This window comes from Stenotrophomonas sp. PA-6-5C (assembly GCF_021605635.1).
In the GTDB taxonomy this organism is placed as follows: domain Bacteria; phylum Pseudomonadota; class Gammaproteobacteria; order Xanthomonadales; family Xanthomonadaceae; genus Stenotrophomonas; species Stenotrophomonas lactitubi.
The window spans coordinates 1-25,722 of sequence record NZ_WKEE01000041.1; the positions used below are offsets into that span (position 1 = coordinate 1).

A 25,722-nucleotide genomic window follows, 5' to 3' on the forward strand; every position below is an offset into this window, starting at 1 on the left:
GGCCCGAGGCATGCCTCGGGCGGGTTGGGCAGGACGCCCAACCCCGGTCTTGCCGTGTGCGCAGGACAGCGCATACGAGCAAGGCGCCATCGAGCCCCCAGGGATGGGTTTACGGCGTGTCCTGCCCACCCACACCGCCTCGCCCAGCCAGCAGTAACCCAGAGCCGCTTTGGCTTTTGAAGTTGCACTTGCCGTTGCTTGAAAAAAGCGGTGCAGCCGCAGGCTGCAAAACACCCTCAATCCGAATCCTGGGCCCGCGCCGCCTCCGCCTGGGTCTCTTCCTGCGCCGCCATCTCACGCGCGATCCACGCATCGATCATGCGGCGCTGGCGCTGTGTCTGCCGCCGCTCCCGCGTGTACTCCTGGTCCAGCACCCGGTACAGCGACACCATCACCAGCACCATCAACAGCGCGAACGGCAACGCTGCGATCGTGATCATTCCCTGCAGCGCCTCCAGACCACCGGCCAGCAGCAACGCGCCCGCGATCAGTGCGATGCCCACACCCCACGCAATCTTGTGCCTGCGCGATGGCTCGCCCGCATCGTCGGTGGACATCGTGGCCAGGACCAGTACCGCCGAATCGGCCGATGTCACGAAGAAGATCATCAACAGCACCAAGGCGAGACTCGACAGCAGCAAGGGCAGTGGCAGGCTGTCGAACAGGGTGAACAGCACCGTCTCATAGCCATTGCCCAGTGCCTGCACCAGATCGGCTTGGCCGAAGATCTGCGACCAGATCGCGGTGCCACCGAAGACCGAGAACCAGAAGAAGCCCAGCAGGGTGGGCGCAAGCACCACGCCCACCACGAACTCGCGGACACTGCGGCCGCGCGAGATGCGCGCGATGAAGGAACCGACGAACGGTGCCCACGAAATCCACCATGCCCAGTAGAAGATCGTCCAGTCCGCGACCCAGGTGCTGGACGAGAACGGCGACATGCGCAGGCTCATGGTCACCAACTGGTTGAGGTAGGAACCCAGCGTGGTGGTGAAGGTATTGAAGATGGCGCCGGTCGGGCCGAGCACCAGCACCAGTGCCAGCAGCAGTGCCGCCAGGACCAGATTGACGTTGGAAAGCCACTTCATGCCACGCCCGACGCCGCTCAGCGACGAGGCCATGTACAGCACGAACGCCACTGCGATGATGGTCAGCTGCAGCGGTATGCCTGCGTGCAGCCCGAACACCCGTTCTACGCCGGCGGCGATCTGCACCGTGCCGAAACCCAGTGCCGTGGCCACGCCGACCGCCGTGGCGACCACGGCGGAGATGTTGACCACCTTCCCGATCCAACCGCGATGGTGGCGGCCGATGATCGGCTGCAGCATGTCGCTGATCTGACCACCGCCGTTGCGGTTGAACTGGAACCAGGCCATCGCCAGCCCGATCAGCGCATAGATGGCCCACGGATGCAGACCCCAGTGGAAGAACACATAGCGCATGGCGGCACGCGCCGCGTCCATGCTCTGCGGTTCAATGCCTTCCGGTGGCTTGGTGAAGTGCGAAATCGGCTCGGCCGCTCCCCAGAACACCAGACCGATGCCCATGCCGGCAGCGAACAGCATCGACATCCAGCTGGCGCGCGAGAACTCGGGCTCGGCGTCTTCGCCACCGATGCGCAGGTTGCCGAAGCGGCCGAAGGCCAGGTACATCAGGAATACCAGTGCCAGGAATACCACCAGCAGGTACAGCCAACCGACGCTGCGGATGACATCGGCCAGCGCCGCCTGCACGACGGTATTGAAGGGGCCAGGCGCGAGGCCGGCCAGCAGCACCAGGGCAAGCACCAGTGCGATGGAAATGCGAAACACCATGAAGGAGCTTCTCCGATCAAGGGATTGAGGGGAGCGAGCAAAAGCTTGCGGGGAGTGGGCCGGCGACAGCGTGCGCACACCGGACAGGAGCCGCGATGGCGGCAGGGAAAGCACCGCCTGCAACGGTGCGGTGCGCGTGCACGTTACTGAATGCGACGTCACGGTTCTGTTAACGCGGGTGCAGTAGATCCACGCCATGCGTGGATGAACGGCGAGGGGGACCGAGTGGTTTCTATGCTCTAATGCGCACCAAGAAGCGGGGGTACCGCGGCCTTGTGGCCACGGTTGAGATAGTCCCTTGGAACCTGATCCGGCTCATACCGGCGTAGGGAAGCTTTGCAATGCAGCCGTACCCCGATCCCGCCCAAGGACCACCTTGGTGCCGTCCGGGCACGGGTGCAGTGCGCCGCCGCTTCGTCCCTGACCTTCCTGGACGATGCCCGATGAACGCACAGCTCTCTGCCCTGCAGCAACAGGCCCAGCAACTCTCCGAGTCCGTGACCCGGCCCATACCCGGCTCGCGCAAGATCCACGTGCCCGGCTCGCGGCCGGACCTGCAGGTGCCGATGCGCGAGATCGCGCTGACTCGCACGCCCACTGTGTTCGGTGGCGAAGAGAACGCACCGGTCACCGTCTACGACACCTCCGGCCCGTACACCGATCCGGACGTGCGCATCGACCTGTCTGCCGGTCTGCCGGCACTGCGTCGCGGCTGGGTGGAGGAGCGCAACGACACCGAACAGCTTGACGGCCTCAGCTCCTCGTTCGGCCGCGCGCGCGAGCACGATTCCAGGCTGGACCCGGTGCGTTTCCCCGCGCGCAGCCTGCCACGCCGCGCGCAGGCCGGTGCCAACGTCACCCAGATGCACTACGCGCGCCGCGGCATCATCACCCCGGAAATGGAATTCGTCGCCATCCGCGAGAACCAGCGGCTGGAGGCGATCCGTGATGCCGCACTGCTGCAGCAGCATCCGGGCGAAGCATTCGGCGCGTCGATCCAGCAGTTCATCACCCCGGAATTCGTGCGCGAGGAAATCGCACGCGGCCGTGCGGTGCTGCCCAACAACATCAATCACCCGGAAAGCGAGCCGATGATCATCGGCCGCAACTTCCTCACCAAGATCAACGCCAACATCGGCAACAGCGCGGTGTCCTCGGGTATTGCCGAGGAAGTGGAAAAGCTGGTGTGGGCGATCCGCTGGGGTGGCGACACGGTGATGGACCTGTCCACCGGCAAGCACATCCACGAAACGCGCGAATGGATCATCCGCAATTCGCCGGTGGCGATCGGTACGGTGCCGATCTACCAGGCGCTGGAGAAGGTCGACGGTCGCGCCGAAGCCCTGACCTGGGAGATCTTCCGCGACACCCTGATCGAACAGGCCGAGCAGGGCGTGGACTACTTCACCATCCATGCCGGTGTGCTGCTGCGCTATGTGCCACTCACTGCCAAGCGGGTTACCGGCATTGTCAGTCGCGGCGGTTCGATCATGGCCAAGTGGTGCCTGGCCCACCACAAGGAAAACTTCCTCTACACGCATTTCGAAGACATCTGCGAAATCATGAAGGCCTATGACGTGACCTTCTCGCTGGGTGATGGCCTGCGTCCGGGCTGCATTGCCGATGCCAACGATGCGGCACAGTTCGGCGAGCTGGAAACGCTGGGCGAGTTGACGAAGATTGCCTGGAAGCACGACGTGCAGACCATGATCGAAGGCCCCGGCCACGTGCCGATGCAGTTGATCAAGGAGAACATGGACAAGCAGCTGCGCGAGTGCGGCGAGGCACCGTTCTACACGCTCGGCCCGCTGACCACCGACATCGCACCGGGCTATGACCACATCACCAGTGCGATCGGCGCGGCAATGATCGGCTGGTTCGGTACCGCCATGCTCTGCTACGTCACGCCGAAGGAGCATCTGGGCCTGCCCAACCGCCAGGACGTGCGCGACGGCATCATGGCCTATCGTATTGCCGCCCATGCTGCGGATCTGGCCAAGGGTCATCCGGGTGCGCAGGTGCGTGACAACGCGCTGAGCAAGGCACGCTTCGAGTTCCGCTGGGACGACCAGTTCCACCTCGGCCTGGACCCGGAGAAGGCCAAGGAATTCCACGACGAGACCCTGCCCAAGGACGCGCACAAGCTGGCCCATTTCTGTTCGATGTGCGGCCCGCATTTCTGCTCGATGAAGATCACCCAGGACGTGCGCGAGTACGCCGAGAAGGGCATGCAGGAGAAGTCCGAACAGTTCCGTGCAGCCGGCGCCGAGGTCTACCAGCAGGGCTGATCGCAGAGGGGCAGCGCCGGGTCATGCCCGGCGTCATCCCATCACCCATCTCATGGACATGCCGCTATCCTCGGTCCATCGTTCCCCCGGGACAAGGAACCATGCCCATTGCCGTGACCACCCGCTGGCTGGCCATCGCCCGCCGTCATCCCTCTGCCTGGCTGCTCGGGGCACAGCTGCTGTCGGTACTGCTGTACCCGGCGTTGGACGAAACCGCTGCCGGGCGCGCGGCCGTAGGGGTGTTCGGCATGGCCGTGCTCGGCCTGGCCCTGTGGGTGGTGCAGCGCAGCCCGCTGGGAACCTGGCTGGCGCTGGTGCTGGCCATTCCGGCGGTGGTGTTTTCCCTTTCCGCAGCCCTGCTCGACCGGCCGGCACTGGGCACCACCGCACAACTGCTGGAAAGCCTGCTGTATTTCTATACGGCTGGTGCGCTGATCGCTTACATGCTGCAGGACCATAAGGTCACCCGTGACGAGTTGTTCGCCGCCGGTGCCACGTTCACGTTGTTGGCATGGGCATTCGCCTTTACCTTTGCCGTATGTCAGCAGTGGTATCCGGGCAGTTTCCAGGGCGCCACTGGTGGGGCGCAGCGCACGTGGATGGAGCTGCTTTATCTGAGCTTCAGCTTATTGTCCGGAGTCGGGCTGAGTGATGTCGTACCACTGCATCCGCAGGCCCGCGCGCTGGTCATGCTGGAGCAGTTTTCCGGCGTCATGTATGTCGCGCTGGTGGTTTCGCGGCTGGTCGGCCTGACCATGCTGAAACGCTTCTGAAAATGAACGCCAGATAAAAATATCGCGCCCGGAAGGGCGCGAATGATGATGCTTATTATGTGAATGCGTCGGCGAGAGAGAGCCTGATGTCGACCACGCGATAGGCGAGGTAACCCGCATAGGCTAATATCCGGAGGCTTCGTTTTTTTTGCGGTATGCGCCGATGCTTTGTGCGGAATCTGGCTTCTTGCTGTGCCAAGGATGGGAAGGGATCGATGGTGAACAGTGTTCGCGGCCTGTTTCAACCCCATAGCAACGAATGATCAACAGCGAAATCCAGTCGCCTGAATCCGACCGCGTACGCGTCGGCGAGTGCATCGTTACTTTGTCCTCGCGTGAGGTTGAAGTTGCGGGTGCGCGCCGTACGCGGCGTTTGACGCCCAAGTCGCTGGGCGTGCTGCGCATGTTGATGCGGCAGCCTGGACGAGTGGTGACCCGTGACGAGCTGTTCGCCGAAGTGTGGCCGGACACGCTGCCGACCAACGATGTGCTGACCCAGGCGGTTACCCAGCTGCGCAAGGCGTTCAGCGTCGACGACGACAACGGCCAGGCGTACATCGAGACCATCGCCAAGACCGGCTACCGCCTGCTGGCACCGGTGCAGCCGCTGGCCGACCACGAGACCGATGTGATCGTTGCTGCAGAGGAATCGTCTGCACCGCAGCCGCTTGCGCCGAATGCTGTGGCCCTCGTCGGTGCGCCGGCGGTTGAACGCGGCAGTCGTCGCTGGCGCCGTCTCCGCCGTCGCCTGCTGCTGGCGCTGGGCGTGGTGATGCTGCTTGCACTGGTGGTGTTGAGCGTACTGCTGCTGCGCCGTCCGGCACCGGTGAATTCTCCGGTGGACGCGGCAGTGGAGAACGGCACGCGGGTGATCGGAAGCCCTGAGCGGCCGTATCGTTTGATTACCGCCACGGCCGGTTTTGAGACCTATCCCACACTTTCGCCTGACGGATCGCAGGTCGCCTACGAAGGCGCCAACGACGACGGGAACGGCGGCAACGCCATCAAGGTGCAGACCTCCGGCAATGCACCCGCACGCCAGCTGCTTTCGCCGCCGGCAGGTGCCAGCGACCGCTTCCCGAACTGGTCGCCGGATGGCCGCGAAATCGCCTTCGCCCGCTTTGGTGCCGATGACAGCTGCCAGGTATTGATCGCCAGCGCCACCGGCGGTGCCGTGCGCCAGGCCACGCGCTGCGACGGCACCGAGCTGCTTAGTTTCGACTGGACGCCCGATGGCCGTGGCCTGGTCTTCGGCAGCATGGTCGGTCGTTATGCCCATCGCGGCATCCGCGTGCTCGATCTGGCCACCGGCCAATGGCGGGCACTGGACTACGCGGTCGACGAGGATGATTTCGACTACGCCCCGCGCTATTCCCCGGATGGCAAATGGCTGGTGTTTGTCCGCAACCCTCAGCTGGGCGACCTGTGGCGGATGCCTGCCAGCGGCGGTACGCCCGAACAGTTGACGACCGAATCGGCCGAGCTGCGCGGTTGGGCATGGCTGGGCGACGGTCGCCATATCGTGTTCGGTCGCCATGTGGACAGCGAAGCACGCCTGTACTACCTCGACGTCGAGCGCCGCACGCTGCGCGACGCGGGGCTCGACGATGCGCAGTGGCCGACGGTCTCACGCCGCGGCGACATGCTGGCGTTCGTGCATCGGCGCGCGCAGTTCGGCGTGTTCAGGATGCCCGCGCTGGGCGGTGAAGGTGAGCGTCTGTTCGCCTCCAGCGGCCGTGATGGGCAACCGATGGTGGCGCCGGATGGACGGCAACTGGTGTTCAGTTCTGATCGTTCCGGCAGCTTTGCGCTGTGGTGGGCCGACATGCAGCGGCCAGAGTCGTTGCGGCCGATCGAAGGGCTGAAGCCGGAAGCACGGCAGGCGCCCGATTGGTCGGACGACAGCCGGCATCTGCTGGTGGTGGGCCGTGATGAGCATGGCGAAGCGGTTGTCTACGAGATCGCCCCGCGCGACGAACAGCTGCATCGCCTTCCGGTGCCCGCCGAGCAGCCGTTGCAGGCGTTGTACGGCGCCGACGCGGAGCAGCTGCTGGTGGTTGAACGCGATGCCGACCAGCACACCCGGTTGAGCCTGTTCGACCGCAGTGCGCAGCCGTGGCGGCGGTTGGCTAGTTTGGAAGGCGTGTCGCAGGCGCGTTTCGACCGCAGTACCGGGCGGGTGCTGTTCACCCGGCTGGCAGCCGGCGGGCTGTGGTCGGTGGACGCGGCATTGACCCCTGCCACCGTGCAGCAGATCAGCGAGGACCGGCCCAGCCGTTGGCGCTACCGGACCTGGACCGTGGCCGGCAATGGCAGCATCGACTACCTCGGCAGCAGTGCCAGCTGCGGCACGACCCTGGTCCGTATCCAGTCCGGGCGCGAAGAAGCGGAGCGCTGCCTGGACGCGCAGCGCCTGAGCGCGGGCAATGGACTCAGCGCCAGTGCCGACGGAAACAGCCTGTACCTGGCCCTGGCCATCAGCGATGGTGCCGACATCGGCGTGATGCGACTGCCCGAACAACCGCCCGCGCTGTTCCCTGCATTCTCCAAGCTGCTGATATTGAACGAAAAAGGGCCTTCGTAACTTCTTCGTGACGATCTCGCCGCGAATTCGTGGCGATCTCGGCAGTCTTTCCTGACGCGCTGTCGCCTGATTTGGCAAAACGGAGGCCTGTACTTGGCAAATCCGTGGTGCCCTCATGCGTCAACTCTCGCTGGCCGATCGTGGCCAAACCGTATCCCTGGACAAGGCGATCGACGATGTCGCGCCGACCTGCATGGGCGTTGCCCGCCTCGGCAGCCTGCAGACCGCCGGCACCAGCTTCAGCGTCTGGATGCAGGTGCGCGGTACCTCGTGGGTGGAAGCGAAGGAAGGGCGGTTCCGGCTTCGCCAGGGCGAGTGGATCGCGTTCGAGAAGGAGTCCAGGCCGCTGGTCCAGGCCGGACGCAACGGCCTGTGCGTGGGCATGAACCTGAACGTCGAAGCGCTGCGCGTGCTGACCGAGATGGCCGATTGCGGGCTGTATGCCGGCCGCGGCCTGATGAACCGTGCCGATGCCCGCGTGGCACTGCGCCTGTGGCGTGACGCCCTCGCCAGCGGACAGCCGGCGCAGGCACTGCGTCCGTTGCTGCTGCATCTGGCCGGTCTGCAGCGCAGCCTGGCCGACAACGTACAGCGTTGCCCCGGCCGCTCGCGCAGTCGCAAGCGCCAGGTGTTCGGTCGCATGCAGCGCGCGCGTCTGTATCTGGAAGGCAACAGCCACCGTGTGGTGCGCATCGGCGAACTGGCCGAGCTGACCAACTTCTCCAGCTGGTATCTCTCCAAGACGTTCCAGAGCCTGTACGAGGAGAGCCCGCAGTCGCTTTCGGCACGGTTGCGCCTTGAGCGCGCGGCCGATCTGCTGCGCGATACCGACATGATGGTCGGCGAAGTCGCTGCCGCCAGCGGTTTCGACAACTGCTGCAGCTTCGCGCGTGCCTTCCGTGCCCGCTACGGCCAGTCCGCTTCGCGCTTCCGCGAGAACGACGGACAGCTTCCGCCACACTCCGCAAAGTCTCCGGTTGTGTCGCGCAAATACAGCGCTGCAACGCAATCGTAACGTGCTACGGCGTTTTAACACGCTACTAACACGTACCTTGGAGAGATTGATGAACGTTCGTATTCCTGCAGTGCGGCTCGGCTTGTTGCCGGCCGGCATTGCGCTTGCCTTGGCACCGTCCTTCGCTTCGGCGCAGGACGCAGCTGCCGGCGGCACGACCGACCTGGACCGCATTTCGGTCACCGGTTCGCGCATCCGCCAGGCGAGCATGGAAACCGCACAGCCGGTGATCGCGCTGCAGCGCGCCGACATTGAAAAGCAGGGCTTCACCAGCGTTGCCGACATCGTGCAGAACCTGTCGGCCACCGGTTCGCCGGCGATCAGCCGCGCCGATGCCCTGTCTTCGGGCGAAGAAGTCGGCGGCCAGTACGTTGACCTGCGCAACCTCGGCCCGCAGCGCACCCTGGTGCTGCTGGACGGCAAGCGCATGGGCGTCAGCTCCGGTGGCTACACCGATCTGGCGTCGATCCCGACCTCGATCGTCGAGCGCGTGGAAGTGCTGACCGACGGCGCATCGGCCATCTACGGCTCCGATGCCATTGCCGGCGTGGTCAACATCATCACCCGCAAGAACTTCGATGGCCTGGAAGCCAGCGTCTACCGCGGCCAGTACGGCCAGGGCGACGGCGACAAGGAAACCTACAACTTCGTCTACGGCATGACCAATGACCGTGGCTCGTTGACCCTGGGTGCAGAGTACAGTGACGAGAAGCCGGTGCTGGCCAAGGACCGCAGCTTCAGCGCCTACGCCAACGGCCCGCGTCATGCGTTCCCGACCGAAGACGATGCCAATGGCTGGTCGGCGATCACCGAGAAGGGCGTGCTGGTCACCGGCGGCAACAACTACGTCGTGAACCCGGGTGCCGATCCGACCGATTTCGCCAACTACCACGAGCTGACCAACGCTGACCTGTCCAACCCGTCGCAGCAGATGTATCTGTCGACCGGGATCAAGCGTCGCTCGGTGTTTGCCAACGGCCAGTACGACTTCACCGACAACATCCGCGGTACCGCCAACGTTCTGTACACCGAACGCGAAGCACTGCAGCAGATCGCCGGTTACCCGTACCGTTCCAGCGCCTACGGCACCAAGCTGTCCAAGGACAGTGCGTTCAACCCGCTGGACCAGGATGTCGACTTCATGCGTCGTACCTGGGAAATGCCGCGCCAGACCAAGTCCGAGCTGAACACCTTCCGCTTCTCGGCAGGCCTGGAAGGTTCGTTCGAGTTCGGCGACAAGTACTTCGACTGGGATGTGGGTTACGTCTACAACCGTAACAAGGGCACCAAGACCGGCACCGGCAACCTGTTCATCCCGAACGTGAAGAATGCTGTCGGCCCGTCGTTCGTCGAAAACGGAGTTGCCTACTGCGGTGCTCCGGGCGCGGTCATCGCCGGTTGCACCCCGTGGAACCCGCTGCTGGGCTACGGCGTCGAAGGCGCTGGCTCGCTGTCCAACCCGGATCTGCAGAAGTACCTCTTCCTGCCGACCCACGACACCTCGCTGACCACCTCCAAGGTCTACAGCGCCAACCTGTCCGGCGCGCTGTTCACCCTGCCGGCCGGTGACCTGTCGTTCGCCGCAGGCTATGAGCACCGCGAAGAGGAGGCCGAGTACAACCCGGATGCGCTGCTGCAGTCGGGCCTGAGCACCGACCTGGCCGGTGCGTCCACCGCCGGTGGCTACAAGCTCAACGAGTTCTTCCTCGAGCTGAACGTGCCGATCCTGGCCGACCTGCCGTTCGCCAAGGAGCTGTCGGTCGACATGGCTGGCCGTTACTCGGACTACAACACCTTCGGCAACACCTTCAACAGCAAGTTCGGCCTGAAGTGGAAGCCGATCGACGACCTGCTGGTGCGCGGCACCTACGCCACGGGCTTCCGTGCGCCGACGGTGGCCGACCTGTACGGCGGCACCTCGCAGACCTTCGACAAGTACACCGATCCGTGTGACACCCTGTTCGGTGCTGCCGTACGCAACCCGCAGGTTGCCGCACGCTGCGCCGGCGCCGTGCCGGCCAACTTCCGCCAGGAAGCGTCGGGCGGCATCGATGCCACCGGTCCGGGGTCGCAGTCCAACTACGCCTACCTGTCCGGCTCCAATGCCGAGCTGCTGCCGGAAACCTCCAAGACCTGGACGGTCGGCCTGGTCTACAGCCCGAACTTCGTGCAGGGCCTGGACATCAGTCTGGACTGGTGGAAGATCCGCATCGACAACGTGATCGCGGCCGAATCGGTGACCTCGATCCTCAACCAGTGCTACATCCTGGGCAACGCCAATGCGTGTGACCGTGTCACCCGCGACCCGGAGAATGGCTCGCAGGTGACCGACGTCACCCGTACGCTGATCAACGGTGGCTACCAGGAAACCGCAGGTTACGATCTGGGCATCAAGTACCGCCTGCCGGAATTCTCCTTCGGCAACATCGTCATCGACTGGAAGACCACCTATGTCGATTACCTCGAGTACAAGCGCGACAACGAAGAGCAGACTGCCGTCGAGCAGCACACCGGCTGGGGCACGGGCGACTGGGGTGGCAACTTCCGCGTGCGTTCGAACCTGAACATCGATTGGAGCCTGGGCAACTTCGGTGTCAACTGGGGCATGCGCTACTACTCGGGCCTGAAGGAAGAGTGCTCCTACGACCGCACCGGCGGCGCCGAGTGCAACAACCCGGACTTCTCCTCGGCCTACACCCTGGCCATTCCGGTCCGCAACACCGGTTCGAACACCTTCCACGACCTGCAGGTGCGTTACAACACTCCGTGGAACGCCACCATCTCGGCGGGTGCCAACAACGTGTTCAACCACGAGGGCCCGATCATGTACAGCCAGCCGAACTCGAGCTTCTCGTACTACGGTGGCTTCGACATCGGTCGCTTCTACTACATGAAGTACACCCAGCGCTTCTGATCCATCGAAGCGTGACAGCAGCAAGAGGAGGGCGGGCCGCAAGGTCCGCCCTTCTTGTTTGCACGATCAGGCAACGCGGGTATCCACACCACGCGCGGACGAACTTCCGCTCACCAACGGCTGATCCACACCACGCGCGGACGAACCTCCGGTCACCAGAGGGTGATCCACGCCCCGCGCCGCTGAACCTCCGGTCGCTTCCAGTAGATCCACGCCATGCGTGGATGAATCTTCCGGCACAACGAAAAAGGGCAGGCCACCCGGCCTGCCCTCCATCCGCTTTACACTCGTCCGCCGCTACGCCTCAGGCGTCGCTCGGCACCAGCCCCATCAGGCTGTTGGCGTGCTCGCGCCACTGCGGCAGCTTGTTCAGTACACCGGCGCGCTGCAGATACTCTTCATCCACCGGATCGCCGTTGACCAGTGCCAGCGCCACGTGCACCGCACCGGTCACCCAGAAGCTGCGGGTGTTCGCGCGCTGCGGCTGCAGATGGAACGCCACCGCCTCGATGATCGGCATCGGCAGGCCCCACAGGCCCAGCAGATAGGCGCCGGCTTCGGCATGGCCGGGGCGGTCGTCGCCCGCCAGCTCGGGTTCGCTGCGTTCGTTGCGCACGCCCGGCAACAGCAGGCCGATGTCGGCCAGCAGTGCGGCGGTGGCACCCAGTTCGGCGCTGGAGTCGGGCAGCAGACGTGCGGCCAATCGCGAGGCCATCAAGGCACGCTGCTGCAGCGAGTTGCGTTCGGCGCCAGACAAGGTCGGTGCGGAGAACACCTCGCTGGCCAGCACCAGGTCGCGCAGCGTCGCCAAGCCCAGCCGGGTCACGGCCGTGCGCAGGTCGGCGATGGTGCGACCCTGGCTGAAGAACGCCGAATTGGAAAGCTGAAGCACCTTGGCCGCGATCGCCGGGTCGGCTGCGACCAGCTTGGCAACATCGGCGCTGTCGGCGTCGTCGTCATGTTCCAGCGCCTGGGTCAGGCTCAGGTACAGGTGCGGCGGCGAGGGCAGCTTCTCGATGCGGCCGATGGCATCGCGCAGGCGCGGGCTGTCCAGCACTTCGCGCAGCTCTTCCAGGCTGGTCAGTGCTTCCAGCAGTACTTCCGGTGCCAACGGCAATGGCAGGAAGCGATGGGCGACACCGATCAGGCGCGCCGGCGGCGGCCGGTTGCCATGCTGTGCATCGACCAGTGCGATGCGGATGGTCTCCGGGCGCAAGGTGCGGATCTGCCCCAGCAACGTGGTCGCGTTGAGATCGGGCAGCTGCGGGCAGACGATCACCGCGTCCACGCCCTGGGTGGCGACCGCGGTCATCGCGGTATGGCCATCGGTGGCGGTCAACGGCTGCCAGTCTTCCCCAAGATCGGCAATGAATTCGGTCAGCTCAGCCGGCAGGCTGGCTGTATCCCCAACAAGCAGAATACGCACGACACATTCCCCTGGCTGTCTCGACGGTCGATGTCGACGACGTGTGAAGTGACGCAATTTACCTAATACGGCGGCAAAGGTGATGTGCCGCCGTCATGAAACGTGACCCGCATCGCTCCGACGCCGTGCGCCGGAGCAATGCTGTTCAGTCTCAGGCCTTGCTGTCGAGGTGGCGCTGGTGCGCCTCGATCAGGATCTGCTTGGCCTCAGCCGCGCCGCCCCAACCGTCCAGCTTGACCCACTTGCCCTTCTCCAGGTCCTTGTAGTGCTCGAAGAAGTGGCCGATGCGCTCCAGCCAGTGGCTGGACACCTGCTCGATGTCTTCCACGTGCGCGTAGCCGCCGAACACCTTGGTGACCGGCACGGCCAGGATCTTCTCGTCGCTGCCTGCCTCATCGCTCATCTTCAGCACGCCGACCGGACGGCAACGCACCACCGAACCCGGGACCAGCGGCAGCGGCAGCACCACCAGCACGTCGGCCGGATCGCCGTCGCCGCACAGGGTGCTCGGCACGTAGCCGTAGTTGCAGGGGTAGCGCATCGGGGTGGAAAGGATGCGGTCGACGAAGATCGCGCCGGTTTCCTTGTCCACTTCGTACTTCACCGGCTCGGAATCCTTCGGGATCTCGATGATGACGTTGATTTCTTCCGGCGGGTTCTTGCCGGGCGAGACGAGTTCCAGACCCATGGTGTGCTCCAGGTGGGGGATGTAGACGGATAGCTCTCCATTTTATGCCTTTGCCGGCCACTGTGCAGGGTAGGGGGGCGCCGACCTGCGCACTCGCCCCCGGAGGAGGGGCCAGAGCGGGGTTCCCCGATGGGTTCGCCCCGGCCAGGCCGGCAGGCTGGACGCACCTTCCCGAGGAGTTGCCGCATGAACCTGTTCGCCCTGCCATTTGGCCTTTTCTGTGCGTTGCTGGCCGCGCCTTCGGCCCAGGCCTTCCCCTACGTCGATCTGATCGACTACCCGCATCAGGAAGCCAACTGGGACCGCTTCTTTGCCCTGGAGGGGCGCCTGCAGCATGGCTTCGACGCGATCTGTGGCGACACCTTCTGCGAGGGCGAGTACAGCGATATCCATGCCCTGCGCCTGCGCTGTTCGGTGGATGCGGTACGCGGCACCGTCCACGAGTGCCTGTGGGCGTTTGCCGCCAGCGATCTGGAAGTCTCCCGAAACGACGGCACAGTGGTGGCCCGGCAGCCGACCTGGCTGTGCCGCCTGCCACTGCAGCCGAGCACTCCGGTGGAGGCCTTCCACACCGCACTCGCCGCCCGCGACCCGCTGCATGACCCGCTGCCCGGCACCTCGCAGAGCATCTACGACGCCCTGACCGACTGCATCCATTGATGAGAACGTGACTGATTCGCATTAACGGAGTAGCATCCGCGGCGCCTTCCGTCTGTCGTCCCGGTTCCGCGCATGTCCTCCAATGCCGCCTGCCTCACCGAACTGCTGATCCGCGAGCGGCCTGCGCTGCTGCGCCGGGTGCAGCGCATCCTCGGCGGCGACAATGGTGCCGAGGATGTGATCCAGGCGGTGTGGTTCAAGGCCCGCGGGGTTGACGACAGCCAGGCCATCGACAACCCGCGTGCCTACCTGTTCCGGCTGGCCACCAATCTGGCCACGGACCACGGGCGCGAATCGACCCGGCGCAACCGCCTGCTGGCCGACCACTACCTGTGGGGGCCGGACGAGGTGATTTCGACCGAGGAGCAGGTGATGGCGCAGGATGAGTTGCAGCGCGTGCTCGATGCTGCCGGCCACCTGCCCGAGCCGACGCGCACCATCTTCCGGCTCAATCGCCTGCAGGGCCTGACCCAGGCCGAGATCGCCCGGCGTCTTGGTGTGTCGGTGACCACGGTGGAGAACCATGTGCGTACCGCGCTGCAACGCCTGGCCTGGGCGCGCAACGGTCGATGATCGACCGGACTTGGGGATGAGCTTCGCTGAAACGTCTTGATTACTGGACCGTGGATGCGGTCTAGTTCCCCCGCCCGCGCTTGAATGCGCCTGTCTGCCAGCCGATGAGCCCGCCGAACATGCTGCCCGCCGCCAATGACGATGCCCTGGCCGAACAGGCCCAGGGCTGGATCGCGTGGCTGGCATCCGGTGATATCTGCGATGCGCGCATGCACGAGTTCGAGCGCTGGCTGCAACAGCCAGGATACCGCCAGGCCTTCGAGCACGAGCGCGCGCTGTGGCGCAGTGTGGGCCCACGCCCGCAGGCTGCGCCCGTCGAGCGGCGCAGGGTGAATCGCCTGCGCTGGGCAATGGCGGCCACGGCCGCGCTGGTGATGCTGGTTGCATGGCCGGAAGCCTGGTTGCGCCTGCAGGCCGATCACCGCAGCACACATGTCGTGCAGAGCGTGCAGCTGCCTGATGGCAGCCGTGCCGTGCTGGATGCGGACAGTGCAATCGCCGTGCGCTTCGATGCGGACGCACGCCAGATCGAGCTGCTGCGCGGGCGTGCCTGGTTCCAGGTCAGTCCGGATGCGCAGCGGCGCTTCAGCGTGCAAGCGGGCAATGGCGTGATCGAGGACATCTCGACCGCGTTCACCGTCGCGCGCGGGGATGACCGGGTGGAGACACAGGTCGGGCAGGGCAGGGTGCGCGTGGCCAGCCCGGCCGACGGCGGCTGGACATACCTGCAGGTGGGCCAGCGTGCGGCCTATGGCGAACACAGCGGGGTGATGCGTCTGCAGGATGTGCCGGCCGACAGCGTGGGCGCATGGCGGCAGGGCGAACTGCTGCTGGACCAGGCCAGCGTCGCCGATGCTGTGCGATGGGTGGGGCGCTATCGCGCTGGCCCGACCTTCGTGCGTGGCGATCTGTCGCGGCTGCCGGCGGTGAGCGCGGCGCTGCGCATCGATCGCCCGGAGCAGGCGCTGGACGCGCTGGCCGCAACTGCAGGGCTGCAGGTCACCCGTCTTCCATTCGGCGTCGCCATCGTTCAGTAGATCCACGCCATGCGTGGATGATCATCGCGAATCATCCCAGTGTGCCGACCAACGGTCGGCACCCACTGCGACCGCAAATCCCTCTTGGGGTTGCCGCGCGCCCATCCGTCTTACCCCGCGAACGTACCCGCCGCCGCCACGTACGTCGCCGTGTCCACGTCCGCCGTGGATGACGCCGCGTTCGCGGCACCGATTACCTGACAGGTTCCCCATGTTCGACTCCCACCGCCCGCGCCGCATGCTGCGCCCGTCCCGACTGTGCATCGCATTGCTGGCTGCCGGTCTTGCCAGTGCCGCACCCTCCGTACTGGCGCAGAGCGCCAGCGGCGACCACGCTGCCGTGCAGCGCTTCGACATCCCGGCGCAACCCCTGGACGAAGCATTGCGCAGCTACATGCGCCAGTCCGGCGTGCAGGTGGTGTATCCCGCATCGCTGGCGCAGGGCGCAACCTCGCGCGCGGTCAGTGGCAGCCTGTCGGCCAGCGAGGCGCTGCAGCACCTGCTGCAGGGCACGGGCGTGGCAATGCGCAGGGTCAGCGCCGATGCGGTCACCCTGGAAGCGGCACCGCCGGTGCAGGCCGGCAGCGGTGTCATCGTCACCGACACGCTGAGCGTGGCCGGCGACATTGTTGGTAGTGGTGCCACCAGCGATGAAGCACGCCTGCTCGACAGCTACCGCAGCGTGGGTTCGACCACCAGCATCGGCCGCGTCGCACTGGAGCGGTTCCGCGGCACCTCCAACGGCGACATCGTCAAGGGCGTGGCCGGTGTTACCGCTGGCGATCCACGTGTGGGCAATGGCTTCGACGTCAACATCCGCGGCATCCAGGGCCAGGGCCGGGTGCCGGTCATCATCGACGGTGGCCAGTCCAGCATGGACACTTACCGTGGCTATGCCGGCCAGTCGCAGCGCACCTACCTCGACCCCGACCTGATCTCGCGGCTGACCATCACCAAGGGCCCGAGCCTGCAGGCCAATGCCTCCGGCGGTATCGGTGGCGTGGTCGAAATGGAAACCCTGAATGTCGATGACGTGCTGCGCGAGGGGCGCGATGTCGGCGTACGCGTGCGCGGGGGACTGGCCAACGGCAGCGCCAACAACCTGCCCGGCTACGAGGCCGTGCCGCGCAGCGATCGCAGCGCCACCGGCAGCCAGTTCTTCAATGTGGCCGCTGCCGGGCACTGGGATCGCTTCGACCTGGTGGCCGCCTATGCATACCGCGACAACGGCAATTACTTTTCCGGCAGCAAGGGCTACGACGACTTCCCGCAGACCCGTCGCACCCTGGCCCCGCTGAACCCGCCGCGTACCGAAGTGTTGAACACGTCCTCGCGTTCGAAATCGACCCTGCTCAAGGGCACCTGGCGCATCGACGATGCGCAGACACTGGAAGCCGGCTATCGTCGCTATGAAGGCACCGCTGGCGAGATCATGGCCTCGCAGATCATCCGCGTCGAACGTGACCGCGTCCCGCAGTGGGACCCGGGCCACGTCGATATGGACAGCTACAGCCTGCGCTACCGGTTCAACCCGGACAGCGAGCTGATCGACCTGCGCGTCAACGCGTGGTACACCGATGCCGACAGCGTGATGTACAACAGCCTGACCGGCATCACCCCGTGGTACTTCGACCGCCGTACCGAGTGGTACGACGCGCCCAGCTTCAGCGGCAACCCCGGCTACAAGGATGCCTACCGCAACCCGTTGCGGCAGAAGCGCTTCGGTCTGGACGCCAGCAATACCTCGGTGTTCGACAGCAGTGCCGGCCGCTTCACCCTCGATTACGGCCTGTCCTACAGCGATGAAGACATCGCCCCGGGCAGCTCCGGCCCGATCATGCAGGACGATCTGGTCAACAACCGCTTCCTGCGCAATGCCGAGCGCAAGGAATACAGCGCGGTGGCGTCGCTGAAGTGGGCGCCGGACGAACACTGGGAGATGCAGCTGGGCGGGCGCTGGAACCGCGTGGACGTGCATGACCGCAACCGCCTGGCCACGCCGGACGGATACGAAGTCCAAGGTCAGTACCGCTACACCGAACTGCTCAACGGCAATCCCGCGCTGCCGTCGTGGCGGGCCAAGCGCATCGCGCTGTTGAACTGGTATCCGGACGCGAACGGCAACTTCACCCAGGAGTCGCTGCTGGCCTCGCCGTACAAGAAGGGCACCGTCGGCGACATCGGTGGCTGGAACTTCTATGACGCCGACGCTGCAGAGGACCTGAAGGTGCCGGTGAGCTGGACCTGGTCGCAGCCGATCCGCCGTCGTGACAGCGCGTTCTCGCCGACAGCCAGCGTGGCCTTCCGTTTCAGCGAAGACAGCATGGTCTACCTGAAGTACGCCGAAGGCACCAAGCTGCCGAGCCTGTTCGAGACCACGCTCGGCCTGTTCACGGCAGCCAAGCCGGTGGACGAACTGAAGCCCGAGCGCGCGCGCAGCTGGGAACTGGGCGCCAGTACGATCCAGCACGACCTGTTCACTGCCGGTGACCGCCTGGCGCTGAAGCTGGCGTACTTCGATACCCGCATCGATGACCTGATCACCCGCGACTACCGCACGTTGTCGGCCGGCCTGATCCGCAACGTCGACCGCTTCAAGGTGTCGGGCATGGAGTTCCAGTCCAGCTATGACAGCGGCAAGGTGTTTGTCGATCTGTCGGCGCACTATTACTTCAAGGCCAAGACCTGCGCGCCGGACATCGCTGCCGAACGCCGCGCGTACGGCGTCCAGCGCGGGATCGAGGAGCTGATCGGCACGCCGGACTGCGTGGATGGTGGCTTCGAAGGTTCCTACAGCAACACCCAGAACCCGCCGCGCTACATGGTCAACCTGACCCTGGGCTCGCGCCTGTTCGACGAGCGGCTGACCTTCGGCACCCGCGTGGTCCACAACGCTGGCCCGATCAGCAAGCTGGACAAGGACTGGAACGTAGGCCTGTCAGCGATCCAGCAGCTGTACCGGCCGACCACGCTGGTGGATCTGTTTGCGAGCTGGAGTTTCAACGACCAGCTGTCGGTGGAAGCGAACGTGGACAACGTGACCGACCGCTACTACCTGGATCCGCTGGCGCTGGGTGTGATGCCGGCTCCGGGCCGGACCGCGCGATTGGCCTTTACCTGGCGGTATTGAGCAACGATCCACGCATGGCGTGGATCTACTGGTAGCGCCGGGCCACGCCCGGCGGTTCGCCCGCATCACGACGGTAGCGCCGGGCCATGCCCGGCGGATCACCTAACGGTAGCGCCGGTTCATGCCGGCGCTACCATCGGGCAATTACAGCCCGGGCGTCGCCTTCACCGCCGCTTCGTGCAGCGCCTCGTTCAGTTCGTCGACCACGGTGGTCCACGCCGCATCGGCCTGCAGCGATTCAGCCAGGAACTGGCGCTGGGCCTCGTTCCAGTACGGGGCATCGGCCACTTCCACGCCGGCGGCCAGCTGGTGGTCGGCGATGAACCGGGCAATGCCCTCGGCACTGGCATCCAGACCCAGCTGCAGGAACAGGTTGGTCATGCGCGGTTCGGTGGTGATCATCGGTGGGGCCCTGGCAATGGAAAGGAACCTGCATTATCGACGCAAGCAGGGTTGGGGGAACCCTCGCTGGGATCGTCTACAGGGGGACGCTTTCCCTGGCACTCCCGATGACCGTTCAGACATCCCTCGAAGACAGCCGCAGCGTGCGGCTTAAGGCCGCCACCCGCGACAGCCATGGTGCCCTCGACAAGCGCATCATGGCCGGCGACATCTTTGCCGACCGCAACAATTTCGCTCGCTTCCTGCGCGTGCAGTACCGCTTCCACCGCAGCATCGACGCGTTGTATGCCAGCCCGGCGCTGGACGCATTGCTGCCGGACCTGGCTGAACGCCGTCGCCTGCAGCAGGTGCGCAGCGACCTGCAGGACCTGGAACAGGTGCTGCCGGGCGAGGACATCGCCGCACTCGGGAATGACCTGCCGCTGCCGACCGCGTTGGGCTGGTTGTATGTCGCCGAAGGTTCCAACCTGGGCGGCACCGTGCTCTACAAGATGGCGGCTGCGCTCGGCCTGGATCGTGATTTCGGCGCGCGTCACCTGGCGGCACATCCTGATGGGGCCGCGCGGCACTGGCGCGAGTTCACTGCTGCACTGGATGCAGTGGTGCTGTCGCCGGCGCAGGAGCAGGAAGTGATCGATGCCGCCGATGCCGCGTTCCGCAGCGTGCACGGCCATGTCGAAGTGGAGTTTTCCTGATGTCGCTGCACCGCGTGCTGGCGCGCGATTGATGCGCTGGCTCTGGTTCGCGCTCGGCTGGCTGATGGTCGCGCTGGGAGTGATCGGCGCGCTGCTGCCGGTCATGCCGACCACCATCTTCCTGATCCTGGCGGTGGGCTGCTTCGCGCGCAGTTCGCCCAGGTTCGAACAGCGGCTGCTTTCCCATCCGCGCTACGGCCCGTCGCTGCGCCTGTGGCGTGAGCAGGGCGCGGTATCGCGCAAGGGCAAGGCGTTTGCCAGCGCGGGCATGGCGGTGGGATTTGCGATGTTCTGCTGGGGCGCACACCCGTCCTGGCGCCTGCTGCTGGGCGTTGGCCTGTTCTTTGCGGTCAGTGCCGGCTATGTCCTGAGTCGACCGGCGCCACGTTTCGATCCTGCGTCGCTGGTGGGCGTGGACGATGCCGCCGATCCGCGCGCTGCCCGCCGTCGCGCCATCTCTTCCGATTCCAATGGAACCTCTGACGATGCTGCCTGCTGATCTGGCGCCCATGGCCGCCCCCGCACTGACCCCCTGGGGCATGTACCTGGCTGCCGATGTGGTGGTGAAGGGCGTGATGATTGCCCTGGCTGTAGCCTCGCTGGCCACCTGGACCGTGCTGCTGGCCAAGGGCTGGGAACTGGCCCGACAGGCGCGCGCCTTGCGCCTCGCGCGAAGCCTGCTGCTGTCGGCACCCAGCCTGCCGGACGCAGGCGGCGAGCCCGCACTGCAACAGAGCATCGTCGCCGCCATGCTGGATGCTGCGCGCACCGAGCTGCATCTGTCGCAGGAACTCGATCATCGTGAGGGGATCAAGGACCGGGTGGCGTCACGACTGGAGCGTCTGGAACTGGAGACCGCACGCAACCAGCGTCGTGGCATCGGCGTGCTTGCCAGCATTGGCGCAGTGGCGCCGTTCGTGGGCCTGTTCGGCACCGTGTGGGGCATCATGAACAGCTTCATCGGCATCGCCCACAGCAACACCACCAACCTTGCCGTGGTTGCGCCAGGCATTGCCGAGGCGCTGCTGGCTACCGCGCTCGGTCTGGTCGCAGCGATCCCGGCGGTGCTGGTCTACAACCACTTCACCCGGGTGCTGGCGGGCCTGCGCGGCCTGCTGGGCGATCTGTCCGCAGCTGTGCAGCAACTGGTGTCGCGTGATCTGGATCGGGCTGCACGCCGTGCGCCGGCAGGCACGCTGCGTGCAGTGAACTGAGGCGCACCATGGCGATCAGGACCGCATCCGGACGCGATGACACCCCGGAAGAAGCCCACGAGATCAATGTCACGCCCTTCATCGACGTGATGCTGGTGCTGTTGATCATCTTCATGGTGGCCGCGCCGCTGGCTACGGTGTCGGTGCCGGTACAGCTCCCCGCCAGCGGTGCGCAGGCGACGCCGGCAGAAAATGCGCCGGTGTATGTGACCGTGCAGGCCGACCTGTCGCTGCGGGTGGGCGAGGCGCCGGTGGCACGCGATGGCCTCGCCACTGCGCTGCGCTCGGCAACGCATGGCGATACGTCGCAGCGCCTCTATCTGCGTGCCGATCAGCGCGTCTCCTATGGAGACCTGATGGCGACGCTGGACGCAATGCGCAGTGCCGGTTACCTGAAGGTTGCCCTGGTCGGGTTGGAGCAGGGCGCTCGATGAGCGGGCTGCAGCGCTGGGCGACCAGCCTGGCGATCGTGCTGCTGGCACATGCGGTGCTGATCGGTACGCTGTGGTGGTGGGCGTCGCGCATGCCGCCAGTCGTGGCGGTGGCGCCTCCTGCCGCCTTGATGCTGGAGTTGGCTCCCGCCGCGCAGGCGCCGCTGGTACCGCCGCGCGCGCTGCCCGCCGGACCATTGCAGCAGGAGCAGCAGCGGCGCGTGACCGTGCCGAAGCAGCACGAACAGATCAAAGCGCCGACGCTGCCACAAGGGGAACTTGCGGCCCCGCTCGAGCCACCTGCGAAGCCGACAGAGGAAGCTGCGGACGCCAACGTCGATCGCACGCTGGCGCCGCCGGACGTTCCTGCACAGGCAGCAGCACGTTACGCTGCACCGCGTACCACGGCTGGCGAACGCAGCAGTGCCAACGCCACCTGGCAGGGGTTGCTGCTGGGACACCTGCAACAGCATCGGCGTTATCCACGCCAGTCCGAACGGTTGCGCCAGCAGGGCGTCGCCTACGTGCGCTTTGCGGTTGCCCGCGACGGCCGCGTGTCGGCACCGCGCATCGAGCGCAGCAGCGGCTTCGCACTGCTCGACCAGGAGACACTGGACACCGTGCAGCGGGCCAGCCCGGTGCCGGCGCCGCCGGCCGATGTGGCCGGCGACCCGGTGGACGTGATGGTACCGGTGGCGTTCTTCCTGCGCGGGCGGTGATCGGCAGCGGCGCCGGGTACCTTTCCGCAGGAAAGGACTCTGGACGCAATCGGGAATTCACTGCTGCCCCCAGATGTTATGCTGGTGCACGACCCACATTGGAAGAGGGGAGGCTGGAATGGCGATACGGACGTTGCGGGTACTGGCCTGGTGCAGCGTGGTCCTTGCTGCATGCGTGGCGCTCCTTTCACTGGCACCGTTCACCCCGGCCGTCATTCTTGCCTGGCCCTTGCTGGTGTTCGCTGCATTCTGCATCTGGCGAGGCGTGCGCTTGCCTGGCGTGGTCTGTGCATGGCTGGCCTCGCTTGCCTTCATTGGCAGTCCGCTCAGCACCTTCGACGGCTGGAACCGACCGATCTACGCCTGCTGGGTGATCGCAGCGGTGCTGCTTGCGGTCCATCGGTTGCGGTGGGCGCGGCCGTAGAGTCGGGTCTGCTCGACTCTACGGCCTCTGCTCATCCACGCTTGGCGTGGATCTACCGGGAACCATCGCCCCGGGCGGGGCGCGCAACCTACAACAGCGGCACCAGCAACAACGCCACGATGTTGATGATCTTGATCAGCGGATTGATCGCCGGCCCGGCGGTGTCCTTGTACGGATCACCCACGGTGTCGCCGGTCACCGCTGCCTTGTGCGCTTCGCTGCCCTTGCCGCCGAAGTGGCCATCCTCGATGTACTTCTTGGCGTTGTCCCAGGCACCGCCGCCGGTGGTCATCGAAATGGCCACGAACAGGCCGGTGACGATCGTGCCGATCAGCAGGCCGCCCAGCGCGCGTGGCCCCAGCAGCAGGCCGACCACCACCGGCACCGCCACCGGCAGCAGCGACGGTACGATCATTTCGCGGATCGCCGAGCGGGTCAGCATGTCCACCGCCTTGTCGTACTGCGGCTTGGCGGTGCCCTGCATGATGCCGGGGATCTCGCGGAACTGCCGCCGCACTTCCTCCACCACCGCGCCGGCCGCGCGACCGACCGCTTCCATCGCCATCGCGCCGAACAGGTAGGGAATCAGGCCACCGATCAGCAGGCCGATGATCACCGTGTGGTCGCTGAGGTCGAAGCGGAACTCCTGGCCGGGATTGGCCGCCTGCAGGTTGTGCGTGTAGTCGGCGAACAACACCAGCGCGGCCAGTGCTGCCGAGCCGATGGCATAGCCCTTGGTCACCGCCTTGGTGGTGTTGCCCACCGCATCGAGCGGATCGGTGATGTCGCGGATCTCCGAGGGCAGTTCGGCCATCTCGGCGATGCCGCCCGCGTTGTCGGTGATCGGCCCGTAGGCATCGAGTGCGACGATCATGCCCGCCATCGACAACATTGCGGTGGCGGCGATGGCGATGCCGTACAAACCGGCCAGCGCGTGTGCGCCCCAGATCGCCACACAGACGGCGATCACCGGCAGCGCAGTGGACTTCATCGAGATGCCGAGGCCGGCGATGATGTTGGTGCCGTGGCCGGTGGTCGAAGCCTGCGCCACATGCTGCACCGGCTTGTACTGGGTGCCGGTGTAGTACTCGGTGATCCACACGATCAGGCCGGTCAGGACCAGGCCGATCAATGCGCAGCCGTAGAGTGCGACAGGGCCATGCACGTTGTCTGCCATGAGTCCTGTGGTGATCGGATAGAACGCGATCGCTGCGAGGACACCGGAGACAATGACGCCCTTGTACAGCGCGCCCATGATCGAGCCGCCGGGCTTCACCTTCACAAACAGCGCGCCGATGATCGAAGCGATGATCGACACGCCGCCCAGCACCAGCGGATACAGCACCGCATTGGCGCCGGCCTCGGCCAGCATCAGGCTGCCCAGCAGCATGGTGGCGATCACGGTGACCGCATAGGTCTCAAACAGGTCGGCGGCCATGCCGGCGCAGTCGCCGACGTTGTCACCGACGTTGTCGGCGATCACCGCCGGGTTGCGCGGGTCGTCCTCGGGAATGCCCGCTTCGACCTTGCCGACCAGATCGGCGCCGACATCGGCCCCCTTGGTGAAGATGCCGCCGCCCAGGCGCGCGAAGATCGAGATCAGCGATGAGCCGAAGGCCAGGCCGACCAGTGCATGCAGTGCCTGTTCCATCGGCAGGCCCAGCCGCAGCAGCAGTGCGTAGTAGCCGGCCACGCCGAGCAGGCCCAGGCCGACCACCAGCATGCCGGTGATCGCACCGCCGCGGAAGGCCACATCCATCGCCGCACTGATGCCATGGCGCGCGGCCTCTGCGGTGCGTACGTTGGCGCGCACCGACACGTTCATGCCGATGTAGCCCGCTGCGCCGGACAGCACTGCACCGACCGCGAAGCCGATCGCGGTGTACCAGCTCAGGAAGATGCCGACCAGCACAAACAGCACCACACCGGCGATGCCGATGGTCAGGTACTGGCGGTTGAGGTAGGCGCGCGCGCCTTCCTGGATGGCCGTGGCGATGGCGACCATGCGTTCATTGCCGGTGGGTTGGCGCAGGATCCAGCGCGCCGAGACGATTCCGTACAGGATCGCGAGAATGGCGCAGCCCAGCGCCAATGACAGCCCATGACGTTCCAGCATTAGACCCCTCCGCAGAATGGATGGACAAGCATCCAGTGGCGATGAACTGCACCACGAGGGGGACGACGGGCTGCAGCCTGGAACCAACCCGTACCGACCTTGGTGGTCGTCCGACGTATGGCGGTGTTCAGCATTCCCTGGTGTCCGCAGTATGCGTGCACCCGCGCCCGGATGGTAGCGCCGGGCCGCGCCCGGCGAGCGCAGCGGCTGCTGCATCGACGCCATATCCGTCGACCCCATCACCACCTTTGCACCCCGTTAAGCCAACCTCTGCAAGCCTGCGCGCAGTCCTGTCGGAGAATCCCCATGCGCCTGTCCCTGTTGATGCTTGCCGTTCTGGCCCCGGCCCTGCCTGCTCTCGCGGCGGAAGCACCCGAACTGCAGCGCGCTGTCGGCGCACCGCAGGCGGTCGGCGCGGTGCATACGCTGCGGCAGATTCCCGAGGCCTGTGCCCGCCTGGAAGGCGCGTTCACCGGCCAGGCCGCGGAGCCCTATCGTTTCTCGGCGGTGCGCACCAGCGAGCAGTGCCAGCCGCGCGCCCGCTTTGTCGACTACGCCAAGGCGCAGCCGAGCGCCGACAAGGGCTGGAAGCTCAATGATGTGATCCGGGTTCCGAATGCGGCCTGCCCGGCGCAGCAGGCGGTGGTGCGCGTGTGGCGTCTGCCGGTGAACAACGCGCAGGCGCTGGATGGTCAGGGACAGTCGCGCATCTATCTGGAAGAAGCCAAGAAGCAGGCCGCTGCGGGCAAGATCCCGCAGGTGACGATGTTCGCCGCGCAATTGCAGATGGAAGGCAAGGCCTGCAATTGAGGCCAAGCA

Annotated in this window: 21 protein-coding genes and 1 riboswitch; of the genes, 16 read left to right on the forward strand and 5 right to left on the reverse strand. The window is 65.7% G+C overall.

Annotated features, from left to right (window positions below; all coding sequences use genetic code 11):
- Window positions 1-236: 236 nt before the first annotated feature.
- Window positions 237-1,814, reverse strand: coding sequence for a BCCT family transporter (locus tag GIW57_RS16640; RefSeq protein ID WP_100460278.1), 1,578 nt, complete (start codon window positions 1,812-1,814; stop codon window positions 237-239).
- 248 nt (window positions 1,815-2,062) lie between these two features.
- A riboswitch (TPP riboswitch) is annotated at window positions 2,063-2,164 on the forward strand.
- 93 nt (window positions 2,165-2,257) lie between these two features.
- Between GIW57_RS16640 and thiC the strand changes: the two genes are divergently transcribed.
- The 5 genes from thiC to GIW57_RS16665 all read left to right on the forward strand — a co-directional run bounded on the left by thiC (window position 2,258) and on the right by GIW57_RS16665 (window position 11,388).
- Complete coding sequence (gene thiC / locus GIW57_RS16645; protein WP_236511990.1) at window positions 2,258-4,102, forward strand: phosphomethylpyrimidine synthase ThiC; 1,845 nt, start codon at window positions 2,258-2,260, stop codon at window positions 4,100-4,102.
- Between the two features lie 101 nt (window positions 4,103-4,203).
- Window positions 4,204-4,875 carry an ion channel gene (locus GIW57_RS16650; RefSeq protein ID WP_236511993.1) on the forward strand — a complete coding sequence of 224 codons (672 nt, stop codon included), beginning with the start codon at window positions 4,204-4,206 and terminating at the stop codon, window positions 4,873-4,875.
- A 259-nt stretch (window positions 4,876-5,134) separates the two neighbouring features.
- Entirely contained in the window at window positions 5,135-7,459 is a 2,325-nt protein-coding gene (locus GIW57_RS16655) for a winged helix-turn-helix domain-containing protein (RefSeq protein WP_236511995.1), read from the forward strand.
- 115 nt (window positions 7,460-7,574) lie between these two features.
- Entirely contained in the window at window positions 7,575-8,474 is a 900-nt protein-coding gene (locus GIW57_RS16660) for a helix-turn-helix transcriptional regulator (RefSeq protein WP_108266180.1), read from the forward strand.
- Window positions 8,475-8,523: 49 nt separating this feature from the next.
- Window positions 8,524-11,388 (forward strand): TonB-dependent receptor, encoded by a 2,865-nt coding sequence (locus GIW57_RS16665; RefSeq protein ID WP_202908208.1) that lies wholly within the window; start codon window positions 8,524-8,526, stop codon window positions 11,386-11,388.
- Window positions 11,389-11,692: 304 nt separating this feature from the next.
- Here the strand turns inward: GIW57_RS16665 and GIW57_RS16670 are convergent, their stop codons facing one another.
- Together GIW57_RS16670 and ppa are read right to left on the reverse strand one after the other, a co-directional pair.
- The gene (locus GIW57_RS16670; RefSeq protein ID WP_089236713.1) at window positions 11,693-12,814 is read right to left on the reverse strand and encodes an HDOD domain-containing protein; all 1,122 of its coding nucleotides are present in this window, start codon (window positions 12,812-12,814) and stop codon (window positions 11,693-11,695) included.
- Window positions 12,815-12,965: 151 nt separating this feature from the next.
- Window positions 12,966-13,502 (reverse strand): inorganic diphosphatase, encoded by a 537-nt coding sequence (ppa, locus tag GIW57_RS16675; RefSeq protein ID WP_025874161.1) that lies wholly within the window; start codon window positions 13,500-13,502, stop codon window positions 12,966-12,968.
- A 186-nt stretch (window positions 13,503-13,688) separates the two neighbouring features.
- Here ppa and GIW57_RS16680 point away from each other — a divergent pair, with 186 nt between their 5' ends.
- The 4 genes from GIW57_RS16680 (at window position 13,689) to GIW57_RS16695 (ending at window position 18,902) form a co-directional block, all read left to right on the forward strand.
- Entirely contained in the window at window positions 13,689-14,162 is a 474-nt protein-coding gene (locus GIW57_RS16680; protein ID WP_236511996.1) for a hypothetical protein, read from the forward strand.
- Between the two features lie 72 nt (window positions 14,163-14,234).
- Window positions 14,235-14,735, forward strand: coding sequence for an RNA polymerase sigma factor (locus tag GIW57_RS16685; RefSeq protein WP_100460273.1), 501 nt, complete (start codon window positions 14,235-14,237; stop codon window positions 14,733-14,735).
- Between the two features lie 104 nt (window positions 14,736-14,839).
- Window positions 14,840-15,772 carry a FecR domain-containing protein gene (locus tag GIW57_RS16690; protein WP_236511998.1) on the forward strand — a complete coding sequence of 311 codons (933 nt, stop codon included), beginning with the start codon at window positions 14,840-14,842 and terminating at the stop codon, window positions 15,770-15,772.
- A 211-nt stretch (window positions 15,773-15,983) separates the two neighbouring features.
- Window positions 15,984-18,902: a TonB-dependent receptor gene (locus GIW57_RS16695; protein ID WP_236511999.1), complete on the forward strand. Its 2,919-nt coding sequence runs from the start codon at window positions 15,984-15,986 to the stop codon at window positions 18,900-18,902.
- A gap of 144 nt (window positions 18,903-19,046) precedes the next feature.
- Here the strand turns inward: GIW57_RS16695 and GIW57_RS16700 are convergent, their stop codons facing one another.
- The gene (locus tag GIW57_RS16700; RefSeq protein WP_236512001.1) at window positions 19,047-19,304 is read right to left on the reverse strand and encodes a DUF2789 domain-containing protein; all 258 of its coding nucleotides are present in this window, start codon (window positions 19,302-19,304) and stop codon (window positions 19,047-19,049) included.
- Window positions 19,305-19,411: 107 nt separating this feature from the next.
- Between GIW57_RS16700 and GIW57_RS16705 the strand changes: the two genes are divergently transcribed.
- From GIW57_RS16705 to GIW57_RS16730, 6 genes are all read left to right on the forward strand, one after another.
- A complete protein-coding gene (locus GIW57_RS16705; protein WP_100460270.1) occupies window positions 19,412-19,999 on the forward strand; it encodes a biliverdin-producing heme oxygenase in 588 nt (195 codons plus the stop codon).
- A gap of 31 nt (window positions 20,000-20,030) precedes the next feature.
- Entirely contained in the window at window positions 20,031-20,498 is a 468-nt protein-coding gene (locus tag GIW57_RS16710) for a YbaN family protein (RefSeq protein ID WP_100460269.1), read from the forward strand.
- On the forward strand, window positions 20,485-21,213 hold the full coding sequence (gene exbB, locus GIW57_RS16715) for a tonB-system energizer ExbB (protein ID WP_236512003.1): 729 nt from the start codon (window positions 20,485-20,487) through the stop codon (window positions 21,211-21,213). The genes GIW57_RS16710 and exbB overlap by 14 nt, the downstream gene beginning before the upstream one ends.
- Window positions 21,214-21,221: 8 nt before the next feature.
- Entirely contained in the window at window positions 21,222-21,647 is a 426-nt protein-coding gene (gene exbD / locus GIW57_RS16720) for a TonB system transport protein ExbD (RefSeq protein WP_100460267.1), read from the forward strand.
- The gene (locus tag GIW57_RS16725; protein WP_236512005.1) at window positions 21,644-22,363 is read left to right on the forward strand and encodes an energy transducer TonB; all 720 of its coding nucleotides are present in this window, start codon (window positions 21,644-21,646) and stop codon (window positions 22,361-22,363) included. Before exbD ends, GIW57_RS16725 begins: the two co-directional genes overlap by 4 nt.
- A 118-nt stretch (window positions 22,364-22,481) precedes the next feature.
- The gene (locus GIW57_RS16730) at window positions 22,482-22,787 is read left to right on the forward strand and encodes a hypothetical protein (protein ID WP_100460265.1); all 306 of its coding nucleotides are present in this window, start codon (window positions 22,482-22,484) and stop codon (window positions 22,785-22,787) included.
- Window positions 22,788-22,875: 88 nt separating this feature from the next.
- On the opposite strand, the gene GIW57_RS16735 is transcribed toward GIW57_RS16730, so the two are convergent.
- Window positions 22,876-24,903 (reverse strand): sodium-translocating pyrophosphatase, encoded by a 2,028-nt coding sequence (locus GIW57_RS16735; protein ID WP_100460264.1) that lies wholly within the window; start codon window positions 24,901-24,903, stop codon window positions 22,876-22,878.
- Between the two features lie 306 nt (window positions 24,904-25,209).
- Between GIW57_RS16735 and GIW57_RS16740 the strand changes: the two genes are divergently transcribed.
- Complete coding sequence (locus GIW57_RS16740; protein WP_100460263.1) at window positions 25,210-25,713, forward strand: hypothetical protein; 504 nt, start codon at window positions 25,210-25,212, stop codon at window positions 25,711-25,713.
- Window positions 25,714-25,722 lie beyond the last annotated feature (9 nt).